25 protein-coding genes are annotated in these 25,002 nt (G+C 53.5%); 7 read left to right on the forward strand and 18 right to left on the reverse strand.

Translation table 11 applies throughout. The features are described 5' to 3' along the window. The first annotated feature begins 371 nt into the window (after positions 1–371). A complete protein-coding gene (locus ACCW76_RS19295) occupies positions 372–1,709 on the forward strand; it encodes a hemolysin family protein (RefSeq protein WP_034829259.1) in 1,338 nt (445 codons plus the stop codon). Positions 1,710–1,794: 85 nt separating this feature from the next. Here ACCW76_RS19295 and ACCW76_RS19300 read toward each other — a convergent pair whose 3' ends face one another. Continuing rightward, on the reverse strand, positions 1,795–2,001 hold the full coding sequence (locus ACCW76_RS19300) for a DUF1107 domain-containing protein (RefSeq protein ID WP_031280153.1): 207 nt from the start codon (positions 1,999–2,001) through the stop codon (positions 1,795–1,797). A 313-nt stretch (positions 2,002–2,314) separates the two neighbouring features. On the opposite strand from ACCW76_RS19300, the gene ACCW76_RS19305 reads away from it, so the two are divergent. Then, positions 2,315–2,869, forward strand: a complete 555-nt coding sequence (locus tag ACCW76_RS19305; protein WP_436339802.1) for a YtfJ family protein — start codon at positions 2,315–2,317, stop codon at positions 2,867–2,869. A gap of 264 nt (positions 2,870–3,133) precedes the next feature. On the opposite strand, the gene cysQ is transcribed toward ACCW76_RS19305, so the two are convergent. Further along, on the reverse strand, positions 3,134–3,880 hold the full coding sequence (gene cysQ, locus ACCW76_RS19310) for a 3'(2'),5'-bisphosphate nucleotidase CysQ (RefSeq protein ID WP_436339803.1): 747 nt from the start codon (positions 3,878–3,880) through the stop codon (positions 3,134–3,136). Positions 3,881–4,173: 293 nt separating this feature from the next. Between cysQ and ACCW76_RS19315 the strand changes: the two genes are divergently transcribed. Further along, positions 4,174–6,120: a bifunctional 2',3'-cyclic-nucleotide 2'-phosphodiesterase/3'-nucleotidase gene (locus ACCW76_RS19315; protein WP_436339804.1), complete on the forward strand. Its 1,947-nt coding sequence runs from the start codon at positions 4,174–4,176 to the stop codon at positions 6,118–6,120. Positions 6,121–6,177: 57 nt separating this feature from the next. Here the strand turns inward: ACCW76_RS19315 and fklB are convergent, their stop codons facing one another. Next, positions 6,178–6,798 (reverse strand): FKBP-type peptidyl-prolyl cis-trans isomerase, encoded by a 621-nt coding sequence (gene fklB, locus ACCW76_RS19320; protein WP_038644441.1) that lies wholly within the window; start codon positions 6,796–6,798, stop codon positions 6,178–6,180. Between the two features lie 214 nt (positions 6,799–7,012). Between fklB and ACCW76_RS19325 the strand changes: the two genes are divergently transcribed. Next, on the forward strand, positions 7,013–7,669 hold the full coding sequence (locus ACCW76_RS19325; protein ID WP_156102775.1) for a LysM-like peptidoglycan-binding domain-containing protein: 657 nt from the start codon (positions 7,013–7,015) through the stop codon (positions 7,667–7,669). A 177-nt stretch (positions 7,670–7,846) separates the two neighbouring features. Here the strand turns inward: ACCW76_RS19325 and rplI are convergent, their stop codons facing one another. The 4 genes from rplI to rpsF are packed head-to-tail and all read right to left on the reverse strand — an operon-like array spanning position 7,847 to position 9,287. Further along, entirely contained in the window at positions 7,847–8,296 is a 450-nt protein-coding gene (gene rplI / locus ACCW76_RS19330) for a 50S ribosomal protein L9 (RefSeq protein ID WP_038644435.1), read from the reverse strand. Positions 8,297–8,335: 39 nt separating this feature from the next. Then, entirely contained in the window at positions 8,336–8,563 is a 228-nt protein-coding gene (rpsR, locus tag ACCW76_RS19335; RefSeq protein ID WP_002210155.1) for a 30S ribosomal protein S18, read from the reverse strand. 4 nt (positions 8,564–8,567) lie between these two features. Then, complete coding sequence (priB, locus tag ACCW76_RS19340) at positions 8,568–8,885, reverse strand: primosomal replication protein N (protein WP_034829319.1); 318 nt, start codon at positions 8,883–8,885, stop codon at positions 8,568–8,570. A gap of 6 nt (positions 8,886–8,891) precedes the next feature. After that, the gene (rpsF, locus tag ACCW76_RS19345) at positions 8,892–9,287 is read right to left on the reverse strand and encodes a 30S ribosomal protein S6 (RefSeq protein ID WP_034829324.1); all 396 of its coding nucleotides are present in this window, start codon (positions 9,285–9,287) and stop codon (positions 8,892–8,894) included. Positions 9,288–9,670: 383 nt separating this feature from the next. Between rpsF and ACCW76_RS19350 the strand changes: the two genes are divergently transcribed. After that, the gene (locus ACCW76_RS19350) at positions 9,671–9,877 is read left to right on the forward strand and encodes a hypothetical protein (protein WP_038644432.1); all 207 of its coding nucleotides are present in this window, start codon (positions 9,671–9,673) and stop codon (positions 9,875–9,877) included. Positions 9,878–9,924: 47 nt separating this feature from the next. On the opposite strand, the gene yjfP is transcribed toward ACCW76_RS19350, so the two are convergent. Further along, positions 9,925–10,674: an esterase gene (yjfP, locus tag ACCW76_RS19355; protein ID WP_436339806.1), complete on the reverse strand. Its 750-nt coding sequence runs from the start codon at positions 10,672–10,674 to the stop codon at positions 9,925–9,927. A gap of 160 nt (positions 10,675–10,834) precedes the next feature. Here yjfP and ACCW76_RS19360 point away from each other — a divergent pair, with 160 nt between their 5' ends. Then, positions 10,835–12,766 (forward strand): methyl-accepting chemotaxis protein, encoded by a 1,932-nt coding sequence (locus tag ACCW76_RS19360; RefSeq protein ID WP_436339808.1) that lies wholly within the window; start codon positions 10,835–10,837, stop codon positions 12,764–12,766. A gap of 55 nt (positions 12,767–12,821) precedes the next feature. Next, entirely contained in the window at positions 12,822–13,148 is a 327-nt protein-coding gene (bsmA, locus tag ACCW76_RS19365; RefSeq protein ID WP_038644423.1) for a biofilm peroxide resistance protein BsmA, read from the forward strand. Here the strand turns inward: bsmA and ACCW76_RS19370 are convergent. From ACCW76_RS19370 to hfq, 10 genes are all read right to left on the reverse strand, one after another. After that, the gene (locus tag ACCW76_RS19370) at positions 13,122–14,750 is read right to left on the reverse strand and encodes an isovaleryl-CoA dehydrogenase (RefSeq protein WP_436339810.1); all 1,629 of its coding nucleotides are present in this window, start codon (positions 14,748–14,750) and stop codon (positions 13,122–13,124) included. The two genes, bsmA and ACCW76_RS19370, sit on opposite strands and share 27 nt — an antisense overlap. Positions 14,751–14,839: 89 nt before the next feature. Continuing rightward, entirely contained in the window at positions 14,840–15,574 is a 735-nt protein-coding gene (rlmB, locus tag ACCW76_RS19375; protein WP_038644417.1) for a 23S rRNA (guanosine(2251)-2'-O)-methyltransferase RlmB, read from the reverse strand. Positions 15,575–15,911: 337 nt separating this feature from the next. Continuing rightward, a complete protein-coding gene (rnr, locus tag ACCW76_RS19380; protein ID WP_200536572.1) occupies positions 15,912–18,362 on the reverse strand; it encodes a ribonuclease R in 2,451 nt (816 codons plus the stop codon). Positions 18,363–18,378: 16 nt separating this feature from the next. Beyond that, positions 18,379–18,822, reverse strand: a complete 444-nt coding sequence (gene nsrR / locus ACCW76_RS19385) for a nitric oxide-sensing transcriptional repressor NsrR (protein ID WP_034829346.1) — start codon at positions 18,820–18,822, stop codon at positions 18,379–18,381. A gap of 192 nt (positions 18,823–19,014) precedes the next feature. Beyond that, positions 19,015–20,313, reverse strand: a complete 1,299-nt coding sequence (locus ACCW76_RS19390) for an adenylosuccinate synthase (RefSeq protein ID WP_034829348.1) — start codon at positions 20,311–20,313, stop codon at positions 19,015–19,017. A gap of 176 nt (positions 20,314–20,489) precedes the next feature. Further along, positions 20,490–20,690, reverse strand: coding sequence for a DUF2065 domain-containing protein (locus tag ACCW76_RS19395; RefSeq protein WP_038644411.1), 201 nt, complete (start codon positions 20,688–20,690; stop codon positions 20,490–20,492). Positions 20,691–20,748: 58 nt separating this feature from the next. Next, positions 20,749–21,753: a protease modulator HflC gene (gene hflC / locus ACCW76_RS19400; protein ID WP_034829352.1), complete on the reverse strand. Its 1,005-nt coding sequence runs from the start codon at positions 21,751–21,753 to the stop codon at positions 20,749–20,751. A gap of 3 nt (positions 21,754–21,756) precedes the next feature. Then, complete coding sequence (hflK, locus tag ACCW76_RS19405; RefSeq protein WP_034829354.1) at positions 21,757–22,995, reverse strand: FtsH protease activity modulator HflK; 1,239 nt, start codon at positions 22,993–22,995, stop codon at positions 21,757–21,759. Positions 22,996–23,223: 228 nt separating this feature from the next. Further along, positions 23,224–24,504: a ribosome rescue GTPase HflX gene (gene hflX, locus ACCW76_RS19410; protein WP_436339812.1), complete on the reverse strand. Its 1,281-nt coding sequence runs from the start codon at positions 24,502–24,504 to the stop codon at positions 23,224–23,226. A gap of 80 nt (positions 24,505–24,584) precedes the next feature. Then, complete coding sequence (gene hfq, locus ACCW76_RS19415; RefSeq protein WP_034829366.1) at positions 24,585–24,902, reverse strand: RNA chaperone Hfq; 318 nt, start codon at positions 24,900–24,902, stop codon at positions 24,585–24,587. Positions 24,903–25,002: the final 100 nt, after the last annotated feature.

Below are 25,002 nucleotides of genomic sequence, written 5' to 3' on the forward strand. Positions count from 1 at the left end.
TTACCCATCAGCATAGCCGCTCTTTTTGGCGGATGGCTGAGGAAAAATGGTCACTAAGCCAAATCATTTCCTATTGTCGGTAAATGGGGGGATCGATACAACACCGAAGCCGCACTTCTGCGATAGAGAGGGGCGCACTCGGATTATTCCGACCTCCTTGTGCGCGCCTCTGGCGGCGGCATAAGCGCTGCTGCTATAATCAGCACCCAGCAGGCATGACCTGCTTTCCTTTCTGCCCCGACGTTAACGTTCCTTGTCGAAATGGCGCAGACATTTTTGGCACGGATAGCTCTGTATGACAGGTGAATACTGGATGTTCCCCTGCGCTGCCCAGGCCAAAAATGACAAGTGATTAACCCAACGGATCTTTTATGCTCGATAGCTTACTTGTCATTCTTTTACTGATTGTGATCAGTTCATTCTTTTCTCTTTCGGAGATCTCGCTGGCGGCTGCCCGTAAGATCAAACTTAAACTGCTCGCCGATGAAGGCAACATCAATGCGCAGCGCGTGCTGAAAATGCAGGAACAGCCTGGCATGTTCTTCACCGTGGTGCAGATTGGCCTCAATGCCGTGGCCATCCTCGGTGGTATTGTTGGTGATGCCGCGTTTTCCCCCGCCTTCAGCAGTTTATTTAGCCGCTTTATGGCCCCTGAACTGGCCGATCAGCTCAGCTTTATCTGTTCCTTCACCGTCGTCACCAGCCTGTTTATTTTGTTTGCCGATTTAACGCCGAAGCGCGTGGGGATGATCGCGCCAGAAGCGGTGGCGCTGCGCATCATCAATCCGATGCGCTTCTGCTTGCTGGTGATGCGCCCGCTGGTGTGGCTGTTTAACGGGCTGGCCAACGTGTTTTTCCGCATCTTCAAGCTGCCGATGGTGCGTAAAGACGACATCACCTCCGACGATATTTACGCGGTGGTGGAAGCCGGTGCGCTGGCTGGCGTGCTGCGTAAACAGGAACACGAACTGATCGAAAACGTGTTTGAGCTGGAATCGCGTACCGTGCCGTCTTCGATGACGTCACGCGAGAACGTGGTGTGGTTTGATCTGCACGAAGATGAAAACAGCCTCAAAACCAAAATCGCCCAGCATCCGCACTCTAAATTCCTGGTGTGTGATGGCGACATTGACCATATCGTCGGCTATGTCGATTCCAAAGAGTTGCTGCTGCGCGTGCTGGGCAATCAAAGCCTGACCCTGAGCAGCGGCGTGCAGATTCGCTCTGCGCTGATTGTGCCGGACACGTTAACGCTCTCTGAAGCGCTAGAAAGCTTTAAAACTGCGGGCGAAGACTTCGCGGTAATCATGAACGAATACGCGTTGGTGGTGGGGATCATTACCCTCAACGACGTGATGACCACGCTGATGGGTGATTTGGTCGGCCAGGGTCAGGAAGAGCAGATTGTGGCGCGTGATGAGAACTCATGGCTGGTTGAAGGCGGCACACCGATTGATGACGTGATGCGTGTGCTGGATATCGATGATTTCCCACAGTCCGGCAACTATGAAACCATTGGTGGTTTCATGATGTACATGCTGCGCAAAATCCCGAAACGCACCGATTTCGTCAAGTTCTCAGGTTACAAGTTTGAAGTGGTGGATATCGACAGTTATCGCATCGACCAGCTGCTGGTGACGCGTATTGACGATCGTCCGCCGGTGCTGAGTGTGACGAAGAGCGCCACTGATGAGCTGGAGTCGCCATAGTACCGGGCGGCAGAAAAAACAAGGCGCGATTTCTCGCGCCGCTACTGAGGGCGCCTGATTGCATGGCGCCCTTTCTTTTTACTGCTTAGTTGTACTCGGCTTGCAAACGCAGGACCTGGCGGTTGATCTCGGACATCACGCTAAGGTGCTGTTTATCTTTGACGCGGGGCAACATCACTTTGCCTTTATCGAACTCAAACGCGCCAACATCCTTGATATACAACCTTCCTTTAAACAGCGTTTTTACGTATTTCGCAATTTGCAGCGGATTATAGCGCTGGAAGATTTTCATACTGTCTAACTCCTGAACAGATGTACTACGCTTCGTCGTTGCCAAATCCGGTACGAACCCATGAAGCGCAAATGAGGCATAACTATAGAACACCAATCGTTACGTATGTTCCGAAAAGGTGAATTTTTTACTGAATTGACACATTATTACAGAACACTCTGTTATGCCGTTCACAAAACCCAGTATAAACCTTCACTCATTAAGGAATTGTGGCGTGGGTTGCAAAGCTGTTAACTCATCGCGACAGGCGCATCATCCACACCTAATATTGCAAAAACATGAATAACTGGTCGGATCACTAAGGAGTATCACCATGCGTTTGGCACACTCTGTGTTAGCACTGGCACTGCTGGTTCCCAGCCTTGTCTCAGCCCATGCTTTTAAGCTCGGCGATCGTGTTCCGCCAGTGGGCGTGAGCGACAAAGGCGAACTGCTTTATCAACAAGATAAGTTTAGCTACCAACCGTGGAATAGCGCGCAGCTGAGTGGAAAAGTGCGTGTCATCTTACATATAGCCGGGCGTTCTTCGGCTAAAGAACAGAATGCCGCGCTGATTGAAGCGATAAAAGCGGCAAAATTCCCGCATGACCGTTACCAGACCACCACCATTGTGAATACTGATGATGCGATTCCCGGCACGGGGATGTTTGTGCGCAGCAGTATTGAGAGCAACAAGCAGCAATATCCGTGGTCGCAGTTTATTGTCGACAGCAATGGCAACGTGCGTAAAGTCTGGCAGCTGGAAAAAGGCGGTTCAACGATTGTGGTGCTGGATAAGACCGGGCATGTGCGTTACGCCAAAGAGGGTGCACTTACGCAGGATGAAGTGCAGCAGGCGATGAAACTGATCCGTGAGCTGTTGCAGTAAAAACGGAGATCGCCATCAAGCCAGGACCCTATGTTGCCCGACTTCACGTCCACCTCATCCCGCATATTAAAAGCACAACGACTGGCTGGGGTTTGTTAACTGATTCGGATATTTACGGCGAAAATGCAGGATGCATTTTCAGGACTTATCGCAGATCTTTTAACGACGAAACTTCAGGATGAGCTTCCACTGCTCATCGCGGACTTTTACAGGGAAAATACCGGGTAGTATTGTTAAAGGGTGCGCAGTGATGCGCACCCGCAATTAAAACAGCGAAACGCGGAAACCCGGGTTCAGGAAAGATTCGCGCGGCGTGTAGTCCAGGGTTTTGCCCTGCCAGTCATGTACGTGGGCACCCGCCGCAATGGCCACCGCGTGACCCGCTCCGGTATCCCAAATGTTCGTTGGCCCAAAGCGTGGATACAGTTGCGCTTTGCCTTCCGCCACCAGACAAAATTTCAGCGAAGAGCCAATCGCCGTAGTTTGATGTTCGCCTAACTGCGTCAGATACTCTTTCAGCTCTTCATCTTTATCTGCATGCGAACGGCTGACCACCACCAGCAGTGGACGCGCCTCGCGCACCTGAATCTGCGTTTTATGGCCGCCCTCTTCTTTCCAGGCTTTGCCTTCAGCTGCCGAATACATCACACCCAGCGCGGGCGCATAGACGACACCTAATACCGGCTTGCCGTTTTCAATCAAGGCAATATTGACGGTAAATTCGCCATTGCGCTTGATAAACTCTTTGGTGCCATCCAGTGGATCAACCAGCCAATATTTTTTCCAGTTCTGGCGCACAGACCAACTCGGCGGATCTTCCTCTGATAATACCGGCACTTCTGGGGAGAGCGCGGCAAGCCCTTCCACGATGACTTTGTGCGCCGCGAGATCGGCAGCCGTCACCGGCGAATCATCCGACTTGCGCGTCACATCCATCGGCTGCTCACCCGCATAGACATGCATAATGGCATCACCCGCTTCACGCGCCAGTTGGCTAATTTGATCTAACATTCTTCACCTCTTTTCCGCTGATTCTGCCTGTCAGACATCAACAGCTCACCTCAACACATTTTAGCAGTTGTGTTCCCATGCTTTGCGGCTGAACTGTCTGAAACGGCAATCTATATGATTATCAATACCATAGTTCATAGATGGCGGCTATGGCGCGATGCTGATTCCCTTTTCACCACGCGACTGCGGCAATGAAGGCTTAAAAGTCCGAGCTTCATCACAAATTGAAATGATAATTCGTCATTGTTTTACATTATTTTGAGAGGCCCATTTGAACGAACAAGGAGCAAGCGATGTTCAAAGCGAGCATGTCGTTATTGGCGCTGTGTGTATCGGCTGCAACGGTACAGGCTGCTACCGTGGATCTGCGCATTCTGGAAACCACCGATCTGCACAGTAATATGATGGATTTCGATTACTACAAAGATACGCCAACCGAGAAATTTGGTCTGGTGCGCACCGCCACGCTGATTCAGCAGGCGCGCGCGGAAGCGAAAAACAGTGTGCTGGTTGATAACGGCGACATTATTCAGGGCAGCCCGCTGGGCGATTACATGGCGGCTAAGGGGCTGAAAAAAGGGGATGTTCATCCGGTATATAAAGCGATGAACACGCTGGATTACGCAGTAGGCAACTTAGGCAATCACGAATTCAATTACGGCTTACCCTATCTGCAGAAGGCGATTGCCGGCGCGCGTTTCCCCTATGTAAATGCCAATATTATCGATGAAAAGAGCGGAAAACCGCTGTTTACCCCCTACTTAATCAAAGAAACCACCGTTACCGACCGCAGCGGCAGCGCGCACCGCTTAAAAATTGGCTATATCGGCTTCGTTCCACCACAGATTATGGTGTGGGATCGCAACAATCTGCAGGGTAAGGTGCGTGTTGATGACATCACGGAAACAGCGAAGCGCTATGTGCCGGAAATGCGCGCAAAAGGTGCTGAAATAATCATCGCTATTCCACACTCAGGTTTAAGCAGTGAGCCTTATCACGCCATGGCGGAGAATTCGGTCTACTACCTCAGCCAGGTGCCGGGCATTAGCGCCATTATGTTTGGTCACGCGCATGCGGTATTCCCCAGTAAAGAGTTCGCGGCCATTCAGGGCGCTGACATCGCACAGGGCACGCTGAACGGTGTTCCGGCAGTGATGCCCGGCATGTGGGGCGATCATCTCGGCGTGGTCGATTTGGTGCTGAATAATGAAGGCGGGAAATGGCAGGTCACCCAGGGTAAAGCTGAAGCACGGCCCATTTACGATCCGGTTACCAAAAAATCACTGGCAGCAGAAGATGCCGATCTGGTGAAAGTGCTGGAGCCTGATCATCGTGCCACGCGTGAGTTCGTTGCTAAGCCGATCGGTAAATCGGCTGATGTGATGTACAGCTATCTGTCGCTGGTGCAGGACGATCCTACCGTACAGATCGTTAATAATGCGCAGCGCGCCTATGTTGAGCACTTTATTCAGGGCGATCCCGATCTCGGTCGCCTGCCAGTGCTTTCCGCTGCCGCACCGTTTAAAGCCGGTGGCCGTAAAAACGATCCTGCCAGCTACACCGAAGTGGAGAAAGGTGAGCTGACTTTCCGTAACGCCGCCGATCTTTATCTGTATCCCAATACGCTGGTAGTGATGAAAGTGACGGGTGCGCAGGTGAAGGAGTGGCTGGAATGCTCGGCCGCGCAGTTTAATCAGATCGATCCGCACACTAGCAAACCGCAAGCGCTGATTAACTGGGATTTTCGTACCTACAATTTCGATGTGATTGACGGCGTGGATTATCAAATTGATGTCACGCAACCTGCGCGCTACGACGGTGAATGTACGTTGATCAATCAAGACGCTTCACGCATTAAAGATTTGACGTGGCAAGGTAAGCCAATCGATCCCAACGCGGTATTCCTGGTCGCCACCAACAACTATCGCGCCTATGGCGGAAAATTTGCCGGCACCGGCGATAAATATGTGGCATTTGCCTCACCGGATGAGAACCGTTCAGTGGTCGCGGCCTATATCAGTAGCGAAACCAAAGCACACGGCGAAGTGAAACCGCAGGCCGATCACAACTGGCGTTTAGCGCCGATTCACAGTGATACGCCGCTGGATATTCGCTTTGAAACCGCACCAGGCGAGAAAGCCACGCAGTTTATTGAGAAGTACGCAGATTATCCGATGAAAGCGGTGGGCAGTGACGAGATTGGTTTTGCGATTTGGCAGGTAGATTTGCAGAAGCAGTAGGGTTGAAAAAAAATGGCCAGTCATTCATGACTGGCCATCCACTTCGAAAAATTCAGATTACAGAATTTCCAGCAGCTCGACTTCGAACACCAATGTGCTGAATGGCGGGATGGATGCACCCGCACCGCGCTCGCCGTAGGCGAGGTTTTGTGGAATCACTAATTCCCACTTAGAACCCACTGGCATCAGGGTCAGCGCTTCAATCCAGCCAGCGATAACGCCGCTTACCGGGAATTCAGCCGGTTCGCCACGTGCCACTGAGCTATCAAACACCGTACCGTCGATCAGTTTGCCTGTGTAGTGCACACGGACACGATCCTGACGTGATGGAATCGGGCCATCACCTTGAGCAATTACGCTGAACTGCAGACCAGATTCCGTGCTGCTCACGCCTTCACGCTGCGCATTCTGCTCCAGGAATTTATGGCCTTCAGCCGCCATGGCTTCCACACGCTCACGACGTACGCCTTCTGCACGTTCGTGCACTTCACGCAGCGCGCGATGTACCACATCAACAGGCACAGCCGGTGAGTTCCCTTCCAGCGCATCGCGCAGACCCGCGAGCAGTGCTTCCGGCTGCAGACCCTGCAGTCCAGATTCCTGCAGCTGCTGGCCGACCTGTAAACCGATACCGTAACTTGCTTGTGATTCGACGCTGTCGAATGAAGGGGTGGTCATCTTGATTCCTTAATCCCGGAGAAAATAGAAACGGCAGCATAACAGCGCAGGCGGCTGGCGTAAAATCTGCAGCGCCGCAGATGACATTTCTCAGCGAAAGAGAAACAATACGCAGGTCAAATTTTTCAATGCTGGCAGGCACTTCGTGCCCGCATTGCCCATACTATAGCTGTGGCAACGTTTTCGTCGTACAGCGCTAAGAAAGAGAGAATACATGGGCCAGATTGCCCCACGACGCCGCAGGACGCGCGCACCGCGTGCTTTTACTTTATCGAGGTTGCAACGTTGGCTGCCGCAATTTCCGCGCAAGGCCGCCAGCGAGGAGGATTCACGAATGGCTTCTGATACCCCTTCCCGCGTTCCTGCCGTGCTGCTGCGCGTCTGGCATCTGCTGGATGATGTGCGCTGGATGAACCCACTGCCGGCCTTCCATCGCCGTGGCATTGTGATTGCCTTGCTGGTTCTGCTATTGGCGTTTCTGTGGCCGAGCAGTACGCCGCAATATCCGATTGAGCGCCCGGCAGATAACAGCAGCAAAGAGGTGCCGTTGCAGGCGGAGATTTACGACAACAAGCAGCCGCAGAACACCCAACCGAAAACCGATTCTCAGGGTGAGTGGCACAACTATACCGTGGCATCAGGTCAGACGCTGGCGCAGCTGTTCCGCGACAATAATCTGCCGGTCAATGATGTGTTCGCCATGGCACGCGTTGAGGGCGACGATCAGCCTCTTAGCGCACTGAAGAATGGACAACAGGTGAAGATTCGTCAGAACGCGCAAGGCGTGGTGACAGGATTAACGGTGGATGGCAGCAACGGCCCGGTGCTGTTTACCCGTCAGCCCGACGGCAGCTTTATCCGCGCCCAGTAAATCGCAGAAACAAAAACGCCGGCACAGGGCCGGCGTTTTCGCGTTACCGAGTATACTCGTCATACTTCAAGTTGCTGATGCGTTGGCTTCGCTCATTCACCTCAGTCACTTACCTAAGTAAGCTCCTGAGATTCCTTCCCTTGCCGCCTTCCCGCACCTTGAATTATTTAGAGTAGATTACTCAGCCACTACATTCACAACCAGTTTAGCGAACACTTCGCTATGAACCTGGAAGTCAACTTCGTGCTCACCGGTAGAACGCAGAACGCCGTTTGGCAGACGCACTTCGCTCTTAGCCACTTCAACGCCAGCTGCAGTCACTGCATCAGCGATGTCGCGAGTACCGATTGAACCGAACAGTTTACCTTCGTCGCCTGATTTAGACGCGATGGTAACGGTGCCCAGTGCGTTGATTTTCTCTGCACGTGCGTTAGCAGCAGCCAGAACGTCAGCCAGTTTGGCTTCCAGTTCAGCGCGACGTGTTTCGAAGAACTCAACGTTTTTCTTGGTAGCAGGAACAGCTTTACCCTGTGGAACCAGGAAGTTACGAGCGTAGCCCGCTTTAACGTTAACCTGATCACCCAGGCTGCCCAGGTTTGCTACTTTATCAAGCAGAATAACTTGCATTACCTTATCCTCTTAAAGTCGTTAATGGACAACTACCAATTACTGATGACGATCAGTGTATGGCAGCAGGGACAGGTAGCGAGCGCGCTTGATGCAACGAGCGAGCTGACGCTGGTATTTTGCACGAGTACCGGTAATACGGCTCGGGACAATTTTACCGCTTTCGGTAATGTAGTTTTTCAGTGTAGCGATATCTTTGTAATCAATCTCTACAACGCCTTCCGCGGTGAAACGGCAGAATTTGCGACGACGGAAATAACGTGCCATTTGGCTAGTCTCCAGAATCTATCAATTCAATCTGCTCGGCATGTAACACCATTCTACTCTGACCATTGCGTGCCTGATGGCAGCTAATGAAACCTTCGAGAACGAGTTGCGTACCGACCGTTATATGTTGAGTAATCACCTGATGGGTGCTGCCGCTGATAATCACCGGCATCTGACACCAGGCTTGCCGGTGAAAACCGGCTTCCTCCTGCACAGAACGGTGCTCAAGCACGAACTGGCAGTGAGGAATCCCTGACGGACTGACTTTTCGAACTGGCGTCTTGCACACAGTGCCTGACAGGCGCAGTCGATTTGCCGTCATGTCGGATTACTCTTCAGAATCCCCAGCATCTGAGTCATCTGATGATTCGTTAGCGAAGTCTTCGCGACGATCACGACGCTCATCTTTCGCTTTAACCATCGGAGATGCTTCAGTTACCGCGTGCTTAACGCGCATAACCATGCTGCGGATAACGGCGTCGTTGAAGCGGAAGTTAGTTTCCAGCTCGTCAATCACTTCCTGCGGTGCTTCTACGTTCAGCAGAACATAGTGAGCTTTGTGCAGTTTGTTGATTGGGTAAGCCAGCTGACGGCGGCCCCAGTCTTCCAGACGGTGAATCGTGCCCTGTGCACCGGTGATAGCACCAGTGTAACGCTCGATCATACCTGGAACCTGTTCGCTCTGGTCAGGATGGACCATAAATACGATTTCGTAATGACGCATCGATAGCTCCTTACGGATTATTCAGCCTCCTGTCGGGGTCAGCTGCGGCCCATGGAAGCAAGGAACGTTATAGGTTGTGAATCATTTAAATGAAACACACCTCTGAATGCAGCTGAAAAATTGACGCGTAATCATACTGGCGTCCCCCTGGAAACTCAAGCGCACAATTCATCAAATCCCTTGGGTCATGCCAGTTAAGCGCACCTTTTGTGCTAAGGATTAAGATTCAGCAGGTTAGCGAAGGTTTGTTCAAAATCGCTGATGGAGGCGTTCAACAGGGCGATCTGGCATCAATGTGGCGAAGAACTAAACTATTTACAGGCGCAACGGTTTGGCTTATTCGCGGCGTCTGAGAGTGCAATCCCTGGAGTGAGGAGTCGAATATGAAAACCATCATTTTCGCCACTTTACTGGGTCTCTTCCTGTCTCCACCCGCTTTCGCCAGCTCCGCTGACTACGCGCAGCAGATGAGAAGTAACAGCAGCAATGCGGCTTCAGGCTATGTCTATGTCAACCGGCTGGATACGCCTGGCAGCAACCCAGTCAGTGCGAATACCAGTGCAGCAGATCGTCTGTCTTCACAGCTGTAAAATCGGATGACGTAACGGGCTGGCATCTTTGCCAGCCCGAGTTGTTTCTACAGCTGATGCTTGAAAAAACTCACCAGTGCAGCCAGGGCTGAAGGCGTGATTTTGTGGCCGATTTGCTTTTCTGACAGGTAAGTCATTTTTTCATTCAACGCGGCTTCACGCAGCTCTTTCTCCAGCCGGACGGTTTCAGCGAACGGCACCACTTCATCGGCTTCACCGTGCCATAACAGCAGCGGGCGATTGGCCAGTTTATCCAGTTGCTGGCTGGGGTCGTAAGGTGCCAGCGGCGCGAGGCGAGCAGCGAAGACCTCTTTCTGCTCTGGCGTGCGCGCCACCAGCGGCGGGAACAACGTATGGCTGAGCTGCATAAAGTAACCGGAGCCCATCATACAAGCGACGCTATGAATCTGCGGATAGCGCACCATCGCGCCCAATGCGGTCATGCCGCCCATCGAAGCACCAGCCACCGCAAAGCGCTCATCGGCAATCAAATCTTTCTCACGCAGCGCCGCTTCTAACAGCGGTACTTCGTCGATGTTCTGTTTGAGGATCTCCCAGAAGTGCGTCATACGCGTTTCGGTATCTCCGTTGTAGCGCGCTCCGTGCATATCGGCATCCGGCATCACTACGCGAAACCCAGCCTGCGCTAGCGCCACCGCGAAGTAGCTGTACACTTCTTTGGATGAGGTGAACCCGTGATAAAACAGGATGGTGGGTAAACGTGCCTGCCGCTGTCCTGCAGGAGCCGCATGAATACACTCAACACCTGCCAGGTTTTCCGTTGCCAACTCAATCATATCGCCTCCGTTGAGAATGATTATCACCCGTCACAGTGTAAGCGCTAAGCAGCAAAACGCGAGCGACTTCACATTTAATCAGAATAATTTCTGTACTAAACCTTTTGCCGCATTTGCCGTTGATCTTGTACCCCTCCAATAGTCTAGAAATAGGTACTTTATGAAGCGTCTCTCTCTCAGCGCCATGGGTCTCGGCATTAAACTGTCTGTATTGACGTCTTTAAGCGTGGCGATTGTGCTGTTTACCCTGACCTTAACCCTGAGCCATAACGCGGCTCGCCAACTTGAACAGCTGGCGACCGATGATATGCAGAATCAGGTGCTGGGCATTAATGAAATGGCCACCATGTTTAACGCCACGTTGTCTGAAGAAGTGGCGAACTACACCAAACTGTTCCAGAGTTTCCTGCCCAAGCGCTTTAGCCGTGATGAGAATGAGCGTATTCAGGTCGGCGAACTTAGCACGCCGACCCTGCGCGCCGGGCTGAAAACCCTCAATCTGGATCAAATCGCAGTGGATGATTTTCTCGATCGCACCGGTGCCGTGTCGACCATCTTTGTGCGTGATGGTGAAGACTATGTTCGTATTGCCACCTCGCTGAAAAAAGAGGATGGCAATCGCGCCATTGGCACCCGACTTGACCGCAGCAGCGCAGCCTGGCGTAGCGTTAATCAGGGCGAAGTCTATCGTGGGCTGGCCACGCTGTTTGGCCATCGCTATATCACTCAGTATCAGCCGGTACAGGATGAGAGCGGCGCGGTGATCGCCATCCTGTTTGTCGGCGTGCAGATCGATGCGCAATATGCCCTGATGCGCGACAAAGTGCTGGCACGCCATCTCGGCGACAGCGGCACCTTCTTTGTACTCAACGGCGCCTCCGGCAGCACGCAAGGACAGTATCTGTTTGATCGTCAATCCGAAGGCAAGCTGCCGAGCTGGGATCAGTCTGTCCAGCAACAGCTGTTAACTCAATCCAAAGGGTTGCTGAGTATTCAACTGGATGGCGAGACTAAGCTGCTGGCGTGGCAGCAGCTGCCGGGCTGGAACTGGATTATCGCGGGCGAAGTCAGTCGCGCCAGCCTGCTAGCACCGATTACCCAGAGCCGTAACCTGTTTATCGTCATTGGGCTTGCCCTGGTCATCGCTTTCGCCGTGGGCTTCATCTGGTATAGCCGACGCGCCATTACGCGCCCGTTGCAACAGGTGATTCATCTGGCAGAGCAGTATGCGGCCGGTAATTTACAGGCGCATCTTGATTCCACCCGCCGTGATGAAATTGGTCAACTGGTGGCGGCCATAAACGGTATCGGCGATGGGCTGGAAAAAGTGGTGAGTCAGGTTCGTCATGCGGCACGCGATATCAGCCGTGGCACTGACACTATCGCCGCCAGCAGCTCCAGCATCAGCGAACAGATCAATCGTCAGGCGAGTAGCGTGGAAGAGACCTCTGCCAGCATGGAGCAGTTTGGTGCCACCGTGGCGCAAACTGCGGCCAACGTCCGCCAGGCGATGGCGCTGGTCGGTGAGGCGGCCAGCACCGTCAATCATGGCGGCAGTACGGTGGCACGCTCGGTCGAAACTATGGCGGAGATCCGCGTGGCTTCACAAAGCATCGCTGATATAACCCATGTGATTGAATCCATTGCTTTCCAGACCAATATTCTGGCGCTGAACGCGGCGGTGGAAGCGGCGCGTGCCGGTGAGCATGGCAAAGGCTTTGCCGTGGTCGCGGCGGAAGTCCGCGCGCTGGCGCAACGCAGTGCCAATGCGGCAAAAGAGATCGATAACTTGATCGCCACCTCCATCGATAAAGTCGCGGCCGGCCATGCGCTGTCCGAGCAAACGCGCGATGCAATGCAGCATATTGTTAGCCATATTGACCAGGTCAAGACGCTGATGGGCGAGATCAATATCGCTGCGCAAGAGCAGGCGGCGGGCATTGGTCAGGTGAATCTGGCCATGAATCACATTGGCCAGGCAACGCATCAAAGCAGCGATATGATCACTCAGTCCGAGACCACGGCGCAGACGTTGAGCCAGCAGGGTCATCATTTAACGCAGCTGGTGAGTGTTTTTCATTTGAAAGACTGATGTGAACGGGGAAGATGGCCTAAACTGGAGCCATCTTCCTTTTCAGGAGCGTATTATGCGTCGCTTTTTACTGGTGTTGAGCCTGTTACTAACCGGTTGTGCCGCGTTTAAAACCACACCGGAAGCCCCACCACCGCCGACCAGCCACGCGCAGGAAATCAGCCGCGCGCAAAGCTATGGCTTGCGCAAACTGGGTAATATCACGGTCTCCACCCGTGGCTCACCGGATGATGCCGAGCGCGCATTAGCCGCACGAGCGAATCAGGCGGGCGCGGTTTACTACCAAATCCTGATGCTGGATGAAACCACACTGCCTGGCTTTTGGTACGGCACCGCCATTCTCTATGGCGCGCCGTCAGCCAGTGCTGGCTCGCAGCAGTAAGCGCGTGCTGAGATCGTCACTCAGCGAACGTCGCCCCCGCATATCCAGGTGTTGATCGCACCAGCCATCGGCCAACGGCGGTTCAGCCACTTTCAACAGAATCGCCGCGCTCGCCAGTTGTAACAGTTCCTGCGTCACCTCGCGCGCCATTCCTTCTCGCACATGGTTAAGCTGCAGCCTTAACTGGCGCCAGCGACGATCAAAGTGGCGATTGCTGCCTTTTACCGCTTCAAATTCATCGTTAAGCATGGTCATCACATCGGCCTGGCGACCCAGCACGCGGAGCACGTCGAGGCACATCACGTTACCTGAGCCTTCCCAAATGCTGTTGACTGGCATTTCGCGGTACAGACGTGGCAGTTCACTCTCTTCGCAGTAGCCGATACCGCCCAGCACCTCCATCGACTCTGCCACAAACGGTATGCCGGCTTTACAAATGCCAAACTTGGCGGCGGGCGTGAATAGCCGTGCGTACAAACGTTCGTGCTCGCTGGCAGGCGTGGACCATGCGCGGGCTAATCGCATCAGTAGCGCGGTTTGCCCTTCCAGCTGCAAGGCTTGCTGCGCCAGCACGGTGCGCATTAACGGCTGATCGCTAAGGTTTTTGCCCATCACCTGACGCTGCTGCGCATGATGCAGGGCAATCGATAACGCGCGGCGCATCAAGCCATGGCTGCCCAGCGCGCAATCAAAGCGCGTCATGCCGCCCATCTTTAAGATCAGCCGCACGCCATCGCCCTCTTCGCCCATCAGCCAGCCAATCGCATCCTGGAATTCTACCTCGGCGCTGGCGTTGGATCGGTTGCCGAGCTTGTCCTTCAGGCGCTCAATGCGAATCGCGTTGCGCGTGCCATCAGGCAGCAGACGCGGCAGAAAGAAACAGCTCAGCCCTTGCGAAGTCTGCGCCAGAATGAGATGCGCATCGCTTTGCGGCACAGAGAAAAACCATTTGTGACCGGTGATGCGATAAGGTTCTCCCGTACCGCGTGCCCCAATGGGTTCCGCGCGCGTGCTGTTGCTGAGCACATCGGTTCCGCCCTGCTTCTCGGTCATGCCCATGCCAATCAACAGGCCGCGCTTTTTATTGCCCGGCTGATGATGCGCATCGTAGCGATCGCTCAGCAGCGCTTCGCGCCAATCATCGTAGGCTTCCGGCAGATGGTTTTGCAGTAGCGGAATGGCGGCATGCGTCATGGTGACCGGGCAGAGTGAACCCGCTTCGACCTGAGCATGCAGAATAAAGCGCGCGGCACGCGCTACCATCGCATTAGGCTGAACATCGGGCTGCCAGCTGAGGTTGTGCAAGCGGCTGGCGCACAAACCCTGCATTAACAGATGCCATGCCGGGTGAAAGCGCACTTCGTCCAGCCGCTCACCGCGTGCGTCATAGCGCTGCAGCTCAGGCGGTTGGGTATTCGCCAGCCGACCTAATTCCAGCGATTCAGCGCTGCCGAGTTGCAGTCCAACAGAGGCCAGCCATTCCCGATCCCAGCCTGCACCTTCGCGCGCCACGGCCTCGCACAAGGCGATATCGCGGGTGAATAAATTGCTATGACTAAGAGGATGGGGCTGATTGAAAACGCTGTGGGTTGTCCAGGTCATAATGTGGCATCTCCCTCATAAAACGCATGGTTCAAGTATGAGGGGGATGTGCAGTTATGCCTGGCTCAGAAACACTTTTGCGGCGGGGATCACGCCAAACGCTGACGCACCGCTTCGAACAGGCAGACGCCGGTTGCGACAGAGACGTTCAGAGAAGAGACGCTGCCCGCCATTGGGATGCTGATCAGCTCATCGCAGTGTTCACGGGTCAGACGACGCATACCTTCACCTTCCGCGCCCATCACCAGCGCCATCGGGCCGGTCATTTTGCTCTGGTACACGGTGTGATCGGCTTCACCTGCGGTGCCCACTACCCAGATGTTGTACTCCTGCAGTAAACGCAGAGTACGCGCCAGGTTGGTGACGCGGATCAGTGGCACGTTCTCAGCTGCGCCGCTGGCGACTTTTTTCGCCGTGGCATTCAGCGGTGCGGCACGATCTTTCGGCACGATGACGGCATGTACGCCCGCAGCGTCGGCGCTACGCAGGCAAGCACCGAGGTTATGCGGATCGGTGACGCCGTCCAGTACCAGCAGGAACGGTTTATCCAGACTTTGCAGCAGATCAGGCAAATCACCTTCCTGATAATTTTTACCCTGCTTTACGCGTGCCACGATACCCTGGTGCACACCGCCTTCCACCTGGCTGTCGAGCCATTGGCGATTAGCCACCTGAACCACAATTCCCTGAGCTTCCAGTGCGGCAATCAGCGGCTGCAGGCGACGATCGTCACGGCCTTTGAGAATAAAGACTTCCTGGAAACGCTGAGGATCACGTTCCAGCAGCGCCTGCACGGCATGAATACCAAAAATTATTTCACTCATTTGTTTGCTCAAGGTTGGATGTATATATCTGAATATAAGGGTATTAATTTCGATGCACATTAATGCGCACCCTACAAAACGCGCCGATTTAACGTACGCTCGTCGTCACAACACGCTGAACTAACTTAGGGCCGCCATCACTATGCACTTATCCATGATCTGCCCTACGGGCGCCATCACAGCATGCTGGCCTGGCTTAGCGTCGCCATCACTACGCACTTATCCATGATCTTCCCTACGGGCGCCATCACAGCACGCTGGCCTGGCTTAGGGGTGCCGTTTAAGGCGGCCCCAGCTTCAAAGTGCGATCAGGTCTTTAGACTTCGCAAGCTAACCCTCAAGCTTCGTTAGGTTTCTTCTTCGACCCGCGCTTGGCCTTGGTGGCGGCGGCGATTTTACGGGTTTTCTCAGAGATTTTTTTGCCTTTTTTCTCAGTTTTTGCCGATTTTTCAGCAGGCGCAGGCTGCTTCTTCTCGCTGCGGAACGCTGAATCTGGCTCGAAGGTGCCCTTTTTACCCGCATCACGACGACGTCTTGCGGGCGGCTTGCCGCCGCGCTTCTCACGTTCGCGCTCGGTTTTACCCTCGCCGCGCGGTACGCGCTTGCTGGAGATCAGCGCAAAGTCGATTTTGCGCTCATCCATGTGCACCGCTTCCACACGCACTTCCACCGTATCGCCTAAACGATAAGTACGGCCACCAGATTCGCCAATCAGACGCTGGCCAATCGGATCGAAACGATAGTAATCGTTGTCCAGTGAAGAGACGTGCACCAGGCCATCGATAAACAGATCGTTGAGACGCACGAAGAAGCCAAAACCGGTCACGCTGGAGATCACGCCGCTAAACACGTTGCCAACCTGATCCTGCATGAAGTCACATTTCAGCCAGTCCGCGACATCACGCGTGGCTTCATCAGCACGGCGTTCAGTCATCGAGCAGTGCTGACCGAGCTGCAACATCTGCTGCATATCGTAGTGATAACCGCCGTTTGGCGTGGTGTTACCTTTCAGCGTGCCCTGCTCTTTCGCCAGCAGGTATTTGATCGCACGGTGCAGCAGCAGATCAGGGTAACGACGAATCGGTGAGGTGAAGTGCGCATAGGACTGCAACGCCAGGCCAAAGTGACCACGGTTTTCAGGATCGTACACCGCTTGCTTCATTGAGCGCAGCAACATGGTTTGCAGCATTTCTGCATCGGGACGATCGGCCACTTGCTTGAGCAATTCGGCATAGTCGACAGGCTGCGGTTTCGCGCCACCTGGCAGGCTCAAGCCCAGCTCGTTCAATACGGTGCGGAAGCTTTTAATGCTGTCTTCGGTTGGACGATCGTGATCGCGGAACAGTGACGGTTCCTGATGCTTCTCAACATAACGCGCCGAGGCGATGTTGGCGAGAATCATGCACTCTTCGATCAGCTTGTGCGCATCGTTACGCACGGTACGTTCAACGCGATCAATACGACGCTCCGCATTGAAGATAAATTTGGCTTCTTCAGTTTCGAAGGAGATGCCACCACGCTGCTCACGTGCGGTTTCCAACTCCTGATACATGTGATGCAGCTCTTCAAGGTGTTTCACCTGAGCGGCATACTGCTCACGCAATTCGGTATCACCCTGCAGAATGTTCCACACTTTGGTGTAAGTCAGACGCGCATGGGAATTCATCACCGCTTCGTAGTGCTTATAGCCAGTGAGCTTGCCGCTGGAAGAGATGGTCATCTCGCATACCATGCACAGGCGATCAACCTGCGGGTTCAGCGAGCACAGTCCGTTGGAGAGGATCTCCGGCAGCATCGGCACCACTTGCGATGGGAAGTAGACCGAGGTGCCGCGTTGATGCGCTTCGTCATCTAACGCTGTGCCTGGGCGCACGTAATAACTGACGTCAGCAATCGCTACCCATAGACGCCAGCCACCACCGCGCTTTTTCTCACAGTAGACGGCATCGTCAAAGTCACGCGCATCTTCACCATCAATGGTAACGAGCGGTAATTCACGCAGATCGACGCGGCCTTTTTTTGCCGCCTCTGGCACCTGCTCTTTCAGTTTCGAGATCTCTTTCTCAACTTCTTCCGGCCAGGTATGTGGGATCTCGTGGGTGCGCAGCGCCATATCGACCGCCAGACCGGTGCCCATGTTATCGCCGAGAATTTCGGTGACCTTACCGATGGCTTTGGTGCGACGAGTTGAGCGCTGAACGATCTCTACAACCACCACCGAGCCCATGCGCGCGCCCTGGGTTTCTTCCTGCGGGATCAGGATGTCGAAGCTCAGGCGGCTGTCATCCGGCACCACAAAACCGGTGCCGGCATCGGTAAAGTAACGGCCAACAATCTGGCTGTTGCGTGGTTCCAGCACGCGCACCACGCGCGCTTCACGGCGACCTTTACGGTCTGCACTGCCCGGCTGTGCCAGAATCACATCACCGTGCAGGCAAAATTTCATCTGCTCAGCAGACAGATAGAAATCATCTTTCTGGCCTTCGACGCGCAGGAAGCCATAGCCATCACGATGGCCAATCACTTTGCCGCGCAGTAAGTCGAGGCGTTCTGGCAGGGCGTAACATTGACGACGAGTAAACACCAGCTGACCGTCACGCTCCATGGCGCGCAAACGACGGCGCAGCGCTTCAAGCTGCTCTTCGCTGGTGATATTCAATTCCTGGGCAATTTCATCGCGATTGATGGGTTTCTCACGCTTTTCTAACAGCGCCAGAATAAATTCGCGGCTTGGAATGGGGTTGTCGTACTTTTCTGCTTCTCTATCCTGGTAAGGATCTTTTGACATTACGGTTCCTCCGATGTCATTTAATTTGGATTGCCACCGGCGGTTCGGACAATAAAATTTGGTACAGTGAATCGTTATCTTTGACCAGATCGGCCAACGTATAGTTATCCAGCTCTTTGAGGAATAACTGGACCGCATCGTGCAGCGCCTTACGCAGACGACAGGCCGGTGTGATGGCGCACTCCTCACAGTTCACTAGCTGCAAAGGCTCCATTTTTCTCACGACCTGACCAATCACGATTTTTTCCGGGTCCATGCCTAAACGAATTCCGCCGTTTTTACCGCGTGTCGCGGCGACAAAGCCAGCCCGGCTTAGTTGGTTGATGATTTTAACCATATGGTTACGCGACACCCCGTAGGTATCGGTGACTTCGGTAATGTTGGTCTGCTTACCTTCCGGCAACGTCGCCATGTAAATCAGCGCACGCAGACCATAATCGGTGAAACTCGTTAGCTGCACATATACCTCGGTGAATCATCGGGCGTTAGGGTTATGCGCCGGTCGGCGTGGTATTTAAGTATGATGATAAACCAGAGCGTGGAAGCCGGTGCGTTTTTTCTTAAGCAAGTATCGATAATTGCAAGAAAAAAGAGAGTGAGCGGAGTCAAAGAGCGGATAAACAAAGGCCGGACAGTGTCCGGCCATGTAAGATTATGCGTCGAACGGGTCGCGCAGAATCATGGTCTCACTACGGTCCGGGCCAGTTGAAATAATATCAATCGGCACACCGGTCACTTCTTCTACACGCTTGATGTAGTCACGCGCGGCCTGTGGCAGACCTTCCAGCGTTTTCACGCCAAAGGTGGTTTCGCTCCAGCCGGGCATAGTTTCGTAGATTGGCTCAATACCTTCCCAACCTTCCGCTGCCAGTGGCGTGGTGGTCATCTCGCGGCCATCCGGCATGCGATAAGCCACACAGATTTTCACTTCTTTCAGGCCATCCAGCACGTCCAGTTTGGTCATGCAGAAACCTGACAGGGAGTTGATCTGTACTGCGCGACGTACGGCAACCGCATCCAGCCAGCCGGTACGGCGACGGCGACCAGTCGTCGCGCCAAACTCGTGGCCCTGAGCACACAGGAACTCGCCAGTTTCATCAAACAGCTCGGTAGGGAATGGACCCGCACCAACACGCGTTGAGTAAGCTTTAACGATACCCAGCACGTAATCAACATAACGTGGACCAATACCGGAACCGGTCGCCACGCCACCTGCGGTGGTGTTAGACGAGGTCACGTACGGATAAGTACCGTGGTCGATATCCAGCAGCGTACCCTGTGCGCCTTCGAACATGATCAGATCGCCACGCTTGCGCGCACCGTCCAACAGGTCAGAAACGTCAACCACCATGCTGGTCAGAATGTCAGCCACAGCCAACGTATCGCTCAGCACTTTTTCGTAGTCAACCGCATCAGTTTTGTAGTAGTTAACCAGCTGGAAGTTGTAGAAATCGACGATTTCTTTCAGCTTAACGGCGAAGGTTTCTTTGTTGAAGAGATCGCTCACGCGCAGACCGCGACGTGCAACTTTATCTTCGTAAGCTGGACCGATACCACGACCGGTGGTACCAATCGCTTTGGCGCCACGCGCTTTTTCGCGCGCCACGTCCATCGCGACGTGATATTGCAGAATCAGTGGACATGCTTCAGAGATCAGCAGACGTTCACGTACCGGCACACCGCGCTCTTCCAGACCTTTCATCTCTTTCATCAGCGCTTCAGGCGACAATACAACACCATTACCAATGATGCTGGTCACGTTATCACGCAGGATGCCAGATGGAATTAAGTGGAGGACGGTTTTTTCACCGTTGATGACAAGTGTATGGCCTGCATTGTGGCCACCCTGGTAACGCACAACGAAATTCGCGCGTTCAGTCAGAAGGTCTACGATCTTACCTTTACCTTCGTCACCCCATTGGGTGCCCAGTACGACGACGTTCTTACCCATTTTTTCAAAATCACCGATTGCTTAAAAATGGATTCTACCATCGGTTTTGCTCACTTTCAGCACTTTTAGCATACGATTGCGCGGTTTTTTGCCCGCGTTTTGATCAATACAACATGTTGGGGGAAACATCGACTGCAAGACACAATTTAGCCGTGCGTTACCGCTCAAATTTAACGCTATGCGCTCGCGTGCACGCTCAGCATGTAATAAATCACCACGCCCGCTACCACTAATCCACCACCAAAACGATGCAGGATGCGATCGGGCAACTGCGCCATCGACAGAATCATGCGGCGCCAGACACGCGGCAGAAACATTGGACCCAGCCCTTCCAGCACCAGAACTAATGCCAGCGCCATCCAGATGGTTGTGTTCATTCTATTTTTCCCAAAAAAAAGGCCGACAACATTGTCGGCCTCAAGGTTATATCAGTTCTTAACGCGCGGTGTTAGTCGGTGCCTTCATAAAGCGGAAGAAATCGCTATCCGGGCTCAACACCATCACATCCTGGTTATCAGAGAAGCTGTTCTCGTAAGCACGCAGGCTGCGGATAAAGGCATAGAAATCAGGATCCTGACCGAAGGCATCTGCAAACAGTTTTGCTGCCTGCGCATCACCTTCACCACGTGAAATCAATGCCTGACGCTGAGCTTCAGCCAAAGTACGTGTGACCTGGTAATCCGCCTGAGCACGCAGTTTTTCTGCCTCTTCCTGACCTTGTGAACGCTGGCTACGGGCAACCGCTTCACGCTCAGCGCGCATACGGTTGTAGATAGCATCAGACACTTCCGCCGGCAGGTTGATCTGCTTGATGCGTACGTCAACCACCTGAATACCCAGTGCAGCCATACTGTTCGGGTTCGGTGCTGGCTCGCTGCTGTTGGTTTCACGCTCAACGCGGGCTGCCGCGCTGGCAATCGCATCATCAGCAGCTGGCGTTTGCACTTCGTCATCACTGCCAGCAGTACCGGTGTTCAACGCATCACGCACGTCGGTGGTCAAACGACCACGTGAATCCGTCACGATGTCTTTCACATCCAGGCGACCCATCTCAGAACGCAGACGGTCACTGAACTTACGTTTCAGCAACACTTCCGCCTGAGAAACATCACCACCGCCAGTTGCCAGGTAGTAGCGGCTAAAATCACTGATACGCCACTTGATGTAGGAATCAACGATCAGGTCTTTCTTCTCTTTGGTAACAAAGCGATCGGCCTGGTTGTCCATGGTCTGGATACGCGCATCCAGCGACTTCACAGTTTCAATGAACGGAATCTTGAAATGCAGACCCGGCTCGTAAACCTGCGGCTTGTTCTCGCTATCGCGCAGAACTTTACCGAAGCGCAGCACGATACCACGCTCACCTTCCTGCACCACGAACAGCGATGCGTACAGCGCCACCAGGACGACAATAATTACGGCAATAATTGGCTTACGCATCGATTACTCCCTCCCTGCGCGCTGGGTATCGTTGCGTAACGCGTTGGCGCGACGCTGGTCCATGATGCTGCTCGGACTGTAAGACGAAGAGTCATCATTGCTGGCACTGCTGCCAGACGAAGGCAGCTTCATCAAATTAGTGTTTTTCTGGCCTGCCTGGCTGCCAGAAATCTGACCACCACGCATCAGTTGATCCAGCGGCAGCACCATCAGGCTGTTACCACGGTCGTTAACCAGAACTTTGCGCGTATGGCTCAGCACACGTTCCATGCTTTCGATATACAGACGCTCTTTGGTGATTTGCGGTGCGGCTTTGTATTCCGGCAGCAGTAAAGCAAAGCGTGCCACTTCACCCTGCGCTTCTAACACCGTGCGCTCTTTGTATGCACGGGCCTCTTCCAGAATACGCTGCGCCTGACCGTTCGCACGCGGCTGCACTTCATTCGAATAAGCTTCTGCTTCACGCACATACTGCTCGCGGTTTTCACGTGCGGCGATGGCATCGTCAAACGAGGCCTTCACTTCTTCCGGTGGACGTGCCGCCTGGAAGTTAACGTCAAGCAGCGTAATCCCCATGTTGTAAGGGCGGATGGTTTCATCCAGCTCACGTTGCGTCTCGCTACGCACCACGGTACGACCTTCAGTGAGGATACGGTCCATGGTAGAACGACCAATCACCCCGCGCAGTGCACTGTCGGTGGCCTGACGCAAACTGTCGTCAGCGCTGGTAACCGCGTACAAATACTGCTCAGGATTGGTTACGCGGTACTGCACGTTCATTTCCACGCGCACCACGTTTTCGTCCGAAGTCAGCATTACGCCAGAAGCAGCCAGCTCACGCACCGCTTCAACGTTAACGGCACGCACCTGATCGATAAAGGTTGGCTTCCAGTTCAGGCCCGGCTCAACCAGATGGCTGAACTTACCAAAACGAGTCACAACCCCACGTTCTGCTTCTTTAATGGTGTAGAAACCGCTGGCAGCCCAGATGACCACTGCAGCTACGGCAACGATGCCAACCAGTTTGCCACCGCTACCGCCGCCGCGCTGGCCGTTGTTGTCACTCTGTTTGCCACCGCCCAGTCCGCCGAGTTTTTTACTCAGCTTACGGAAGATATCATCCAGATCAGGAGGCCCCTGATCGCGCCCTCCCTTATTTCCCCCAGAGTTGCCGCCTTGATTATTGCTGCTTCCCCACGGGTCGCGGTCCTGTCCGTTATTTCCGGGCTGATTCCACGCCATGTCTCTACTCCATTTATTGTATTTACGTTTTTTACCCTTCTCTTGCGAATTGCAGCTGCGTTGGCTGTCTTCGCGCACTCCAGTCATTGACTGACGTAAGTGCCCGAAGATTCACTCAGTTGCCGCCATGCTGAAATCCGAAATAGTCGGGTATAACCTGCTAATTTGCGGCTCACAGCAATCATCACTGCATTTTTCAATAAGTTGGGTAAAGGCGTTAGGGCAATATCAAACAATATAACTGGCTAATGACGGCTCCTGTTTGCACAAACGACGCCAGTCAACGATCGGCAATCGCACATGCATACCTACAGAACCATCATCTTCATTCCATTCTTTCTCAATCGCCTGCAGTTGGTAGAAGCGGCTGCGCAAACGGCCCGCTTCTGGCGGCAGACGTAAATCATACTGCGCAATTTCACCGGCTAAGCGTTCAGACAGCGCCTGCCAAAGTAAGGGTAGACCTTCACCGCTCTGAGCAGAAAGCCAGACGCGTGTCGGCTTATTCTCTTCATCACGATCAATACGCGGCACAAAACCGTCCAGCATGTCGATTTTATTCATAATCAACAGCGTGGGAATTTCATCCGATTCGATTTCTGCCAATACTTCATTAACAGCGTCGATGTTGTCGTTGACGCGTAAATCGGCAGCGTCAATCACGTGCAGCAAGAGCGTCGCCTGACGTGTTTCCTGCAGTGTGGCTTTAAAGGCCGCCACTAAATCATGCGGTAAGTGGCGAATAAACCCAACGGTATCCGCTAAAACCACCTCACCCACGTCTGCCACATTCAGGCGACGCAGTGTCGGATCGAGGGTCGCAAACAGCTGATCGGCCGCATACACATTGGCTGACGTCACCGCATTGAACAGGGTAGATTTGCCGGCGTTGGTGTATCCCACCAGCGAAACGGTCGGCACATCGGCTTTGGCGCGTGCTTGTCGGCCCTGTTCGCGCTGCTTCTCTACACGCTCAAGGCGAGAAAGGATGAGACTAATGCGATTACGCAATAAGCGGCGGTCCGTTTCCAGCTGCGTTTCACCGGGACCACGCAAACCAATACCGCCTTTTTGGCGCTCAAGGTGCGTCCATCCACGCACCAAACGGGTTGCCATGTGGCGCAACTGTGCCAGCTCGACCTGTAATTTACCCTCATGGGTACGGGCGCGCTGAGCAAAAATATCGAGAATTAAGCCAGTGCGGTCGACAACGCGACATTCACACACTCGCTCGAGATTACGTTCCTGGGCAGGCGATAAGGCATGATCGAATAATACGACCGATGCTCCACTCGCTTTCACCGCATCGGCAATTTCAACTGCCTTTCCTTCACCGACAAAATATTTGGGATGTGGCGCTTTACGGCTGCCCGTAATGACTTGCAGCGCTTCGACGCCCGCAGAAGAGACAAGAGTTTCGAACTCCTGCAAATCTTCCAGCTCTTTGTCTTGGGAGAACCAGATGTGTACCAGTACGGCCTGCTCACCGGCATCATAACGGTCAAACAAGCTATAACCTCGCTAAAATAAAATAACCAGGACGGGAAAACGCTTTCGCTCCCCAGCCCTGGCTTTACGGCAGCGCAAAATTATTCTGCGTTATCGCCGTCTTGTTGTGGCTGCGACTGAGCGCCCTGGTTGCTTCCGCTATGGTGGTAATTGCTGCTGCCACCGCTACCGCCCGGGTTGTTGCTATGGTGTGAAACCGGACGAGAAGGAACCACTGTAGAGATGGCGTGCTTGTACACCATCTGGCTAACCGTGTTTTTCAACAGAATGACGAACTGATCAAAGGATTCAATTTGTCCTTGCAGCTTAATACCATTCACCAAATAGATCGAAACCGGTACACGTTCACGACGCAATGCGTTCAAAAACGGGTCTTGTAATGATTGCCCCTTAGCCATTCTATCTTTTCCTTATATGCTTGTTGTTTGTTACTTTAAGAACCGTGGTTCAGAAAAACTGCGTAAAAATTTGCGCACGATAACAGACCAATTGTACACA

Origin of the sequence: Pantoea sp. C8B4, from assembly GCF_051336905.1 — a bacterium.
Classification (GTDB): Bacteria; Pseudomonadota; Gammaproteobacteria; order Enterobacterales; family Enterobacteriaceae; genus Pantoea; species Pantoea rwandensis_B.

What these genes read in the sequence shown, in the direction of transcription:
- ACCW76_RS19295 (WP_034829259.1), top strand. Translation starts at nt 372, where the DNA reads ATGCTCGATAGCTTACTTGTCATTCTTTTACTGATTGTGATCAGTTCA.
- ACCW76_RS19300 (WP_031280153.1), bottom strand. Translation starts at nt 2,001, where the DNA reads ATGAAAATCTTCCAGCGCTATAATCCGCTGCAAATTGCGAAATACGTA.
- ACCW76_RS19305 (WP_436339802.1), top strand. Translation starts at nt 2,315, where the DNA reads ATGCGTTTGGCACACTCTGTGTTAGCACTGGCACTGCTGGTTCCCAGC.
- cysQ (WP_436339803.1), bottom strand. Translation starts at nt 3,880, where the DNA reads ATGTTAGATCAAATTAGCCAACTGGCGCGTGAAGCGGGTGATGCCATT.
- ACCW76_RS19315 (WP_436339804.1), top strand. Translation starts at nt 4,174, where the DNA reads ATGTTCAAAGCGAGCATGTCGTTATTGGCGCTGTGTGTATCGGCTGCA.
- fklB (WP_038644441.1), bottom strand. Translation starts at nt 6,798, where the DNA reads ATGACCACCCCTTCATTCGACAGCGTCGAATCACAAGCAAGTTACGGT.
- ACCW76_RS19325 (WP_156102775.1), top strand. Translation starts at nt 7,013, where the DNA reads ATGGGCCAGATTGCCCCACGACGCCGCAGGACGCGCGCACCGCGTGCT.
- rplI (WP_038644435.1), bottom strand. Translation starts at nt 8,296, where the DNA reads ATGCAAGTTATTCTGCTTGATAAAGTAGCAAACCTGGGCAGCCTGGGT.
- rpsR (WP_002210155.1), bottom strand. Translation starts at nt 8,563, where the DNA reads ATGGCACGTTATTTCCGTCGTCGCAAATTCTGCCGTTTCACCGCGGAA.
- priB (WP_034829319.1), bottom strand. Translation starts at nt 8,885, where the DNA reads ATGACGGCAAATCGACTGCGCCTGTCAGGCACTGTGTGCAAGACGCCA.
- rpsF (WP_034829324.1), bottom strand. Translation starts at nt 9,287, where the DNA reads ATGCGTCATTACGAAATCGTATTTATGGTCCATCCTGACCAGAGCGAA.
- ACCW76_RS19350 (WP_038644432.1), top strand. Translation starts at nt 9,671, where the DNA reads ATGAAAACCATCATTTTCGCCACTTTACTGGGTCTCTTCCTGTCTCCA.
- yjfP (WP_436339806.1), bottom strand. Translation starts at nt 10,674, where the DNA reads ATGATTGAGTTGGCAACGGAAAACCTGGCAGGTGTTGAGTGTATTCAT.
- ACCW76_RS19360 (WP_436339808.1), top strand. Translation starts at nt 10,835, where the DNA reads ATGAAGCGTCTCTCTCTCAGCGCCATGGGTCTCGGCATTAAACTGTCT.
- bsmA (WP_038644423.1), top strand. Translation starts at nt 12,822, where the DNA reads ATGCGTCGCTTTTTACTGGTGTTGAGCCTGTTACTAACCGGTTGTGCC.
- ACCW76_RS19370 (WP_436339810.1), bottom strand. Translation starts at nt 14,750, where the DNA reads ATGACCTGGACAACCCACAGCGTTTTCAATCAGCCCCATCCTCTTAGT.
- rlmB (WP_038644417.1), bottom strand. Translation starts at nt 15,574, where the DNA reads ATGAGTGAAATAATTTTTGGTATTCATGCCGTGCAGGCGCTGCTGGAA.
- rnr (WP_200536572.1), bottom strand. Translation starts at nt 18,362, where the DNA reads ATGTCAAAAGATCCTTACCAGGATAGAGAAGCAGAAAAGTACGACAAC.
- ACCW76_RS19390 (WP_034829348.1), bottom strand. Translation starts at nt 20,313, where the DNA reads ATGGGTAAGAACGTCGTCGTACTGGGCACCCAATGGGGTGACGAAGGT.
- ACCW76_RS19395 (WP_038644411.1), bottom strand. Translation starts at nt 20,690, where the DNA reads ATGAACACAACCATCTGGATGGCGCTGGCATTAGTTCTGGTGCTGGAA.
- hflC (WP_034829352.1), bottom strand. Translation starts at nt 21,753, where the DNA reads ATGCGTAAGCCAATTATTGCCGTAATTATTGTCGTCCTGGTGGCGCTG.
- hflK (WP_034829354.1), bottom strand. Translation starts at nt 22,995, where the DNA reads ATGGCGTGGAATCAGCCCGGAAATAACGGACAGGACCGCGACCCGTGG.
- hfq (WP_034829366.1), bottom strand. Translation starts at nt 24,902, where the DNA reads ATGGCTAAGGGGCAATCATTACAAGACCCGTTTTTGAACGCATTGCGT.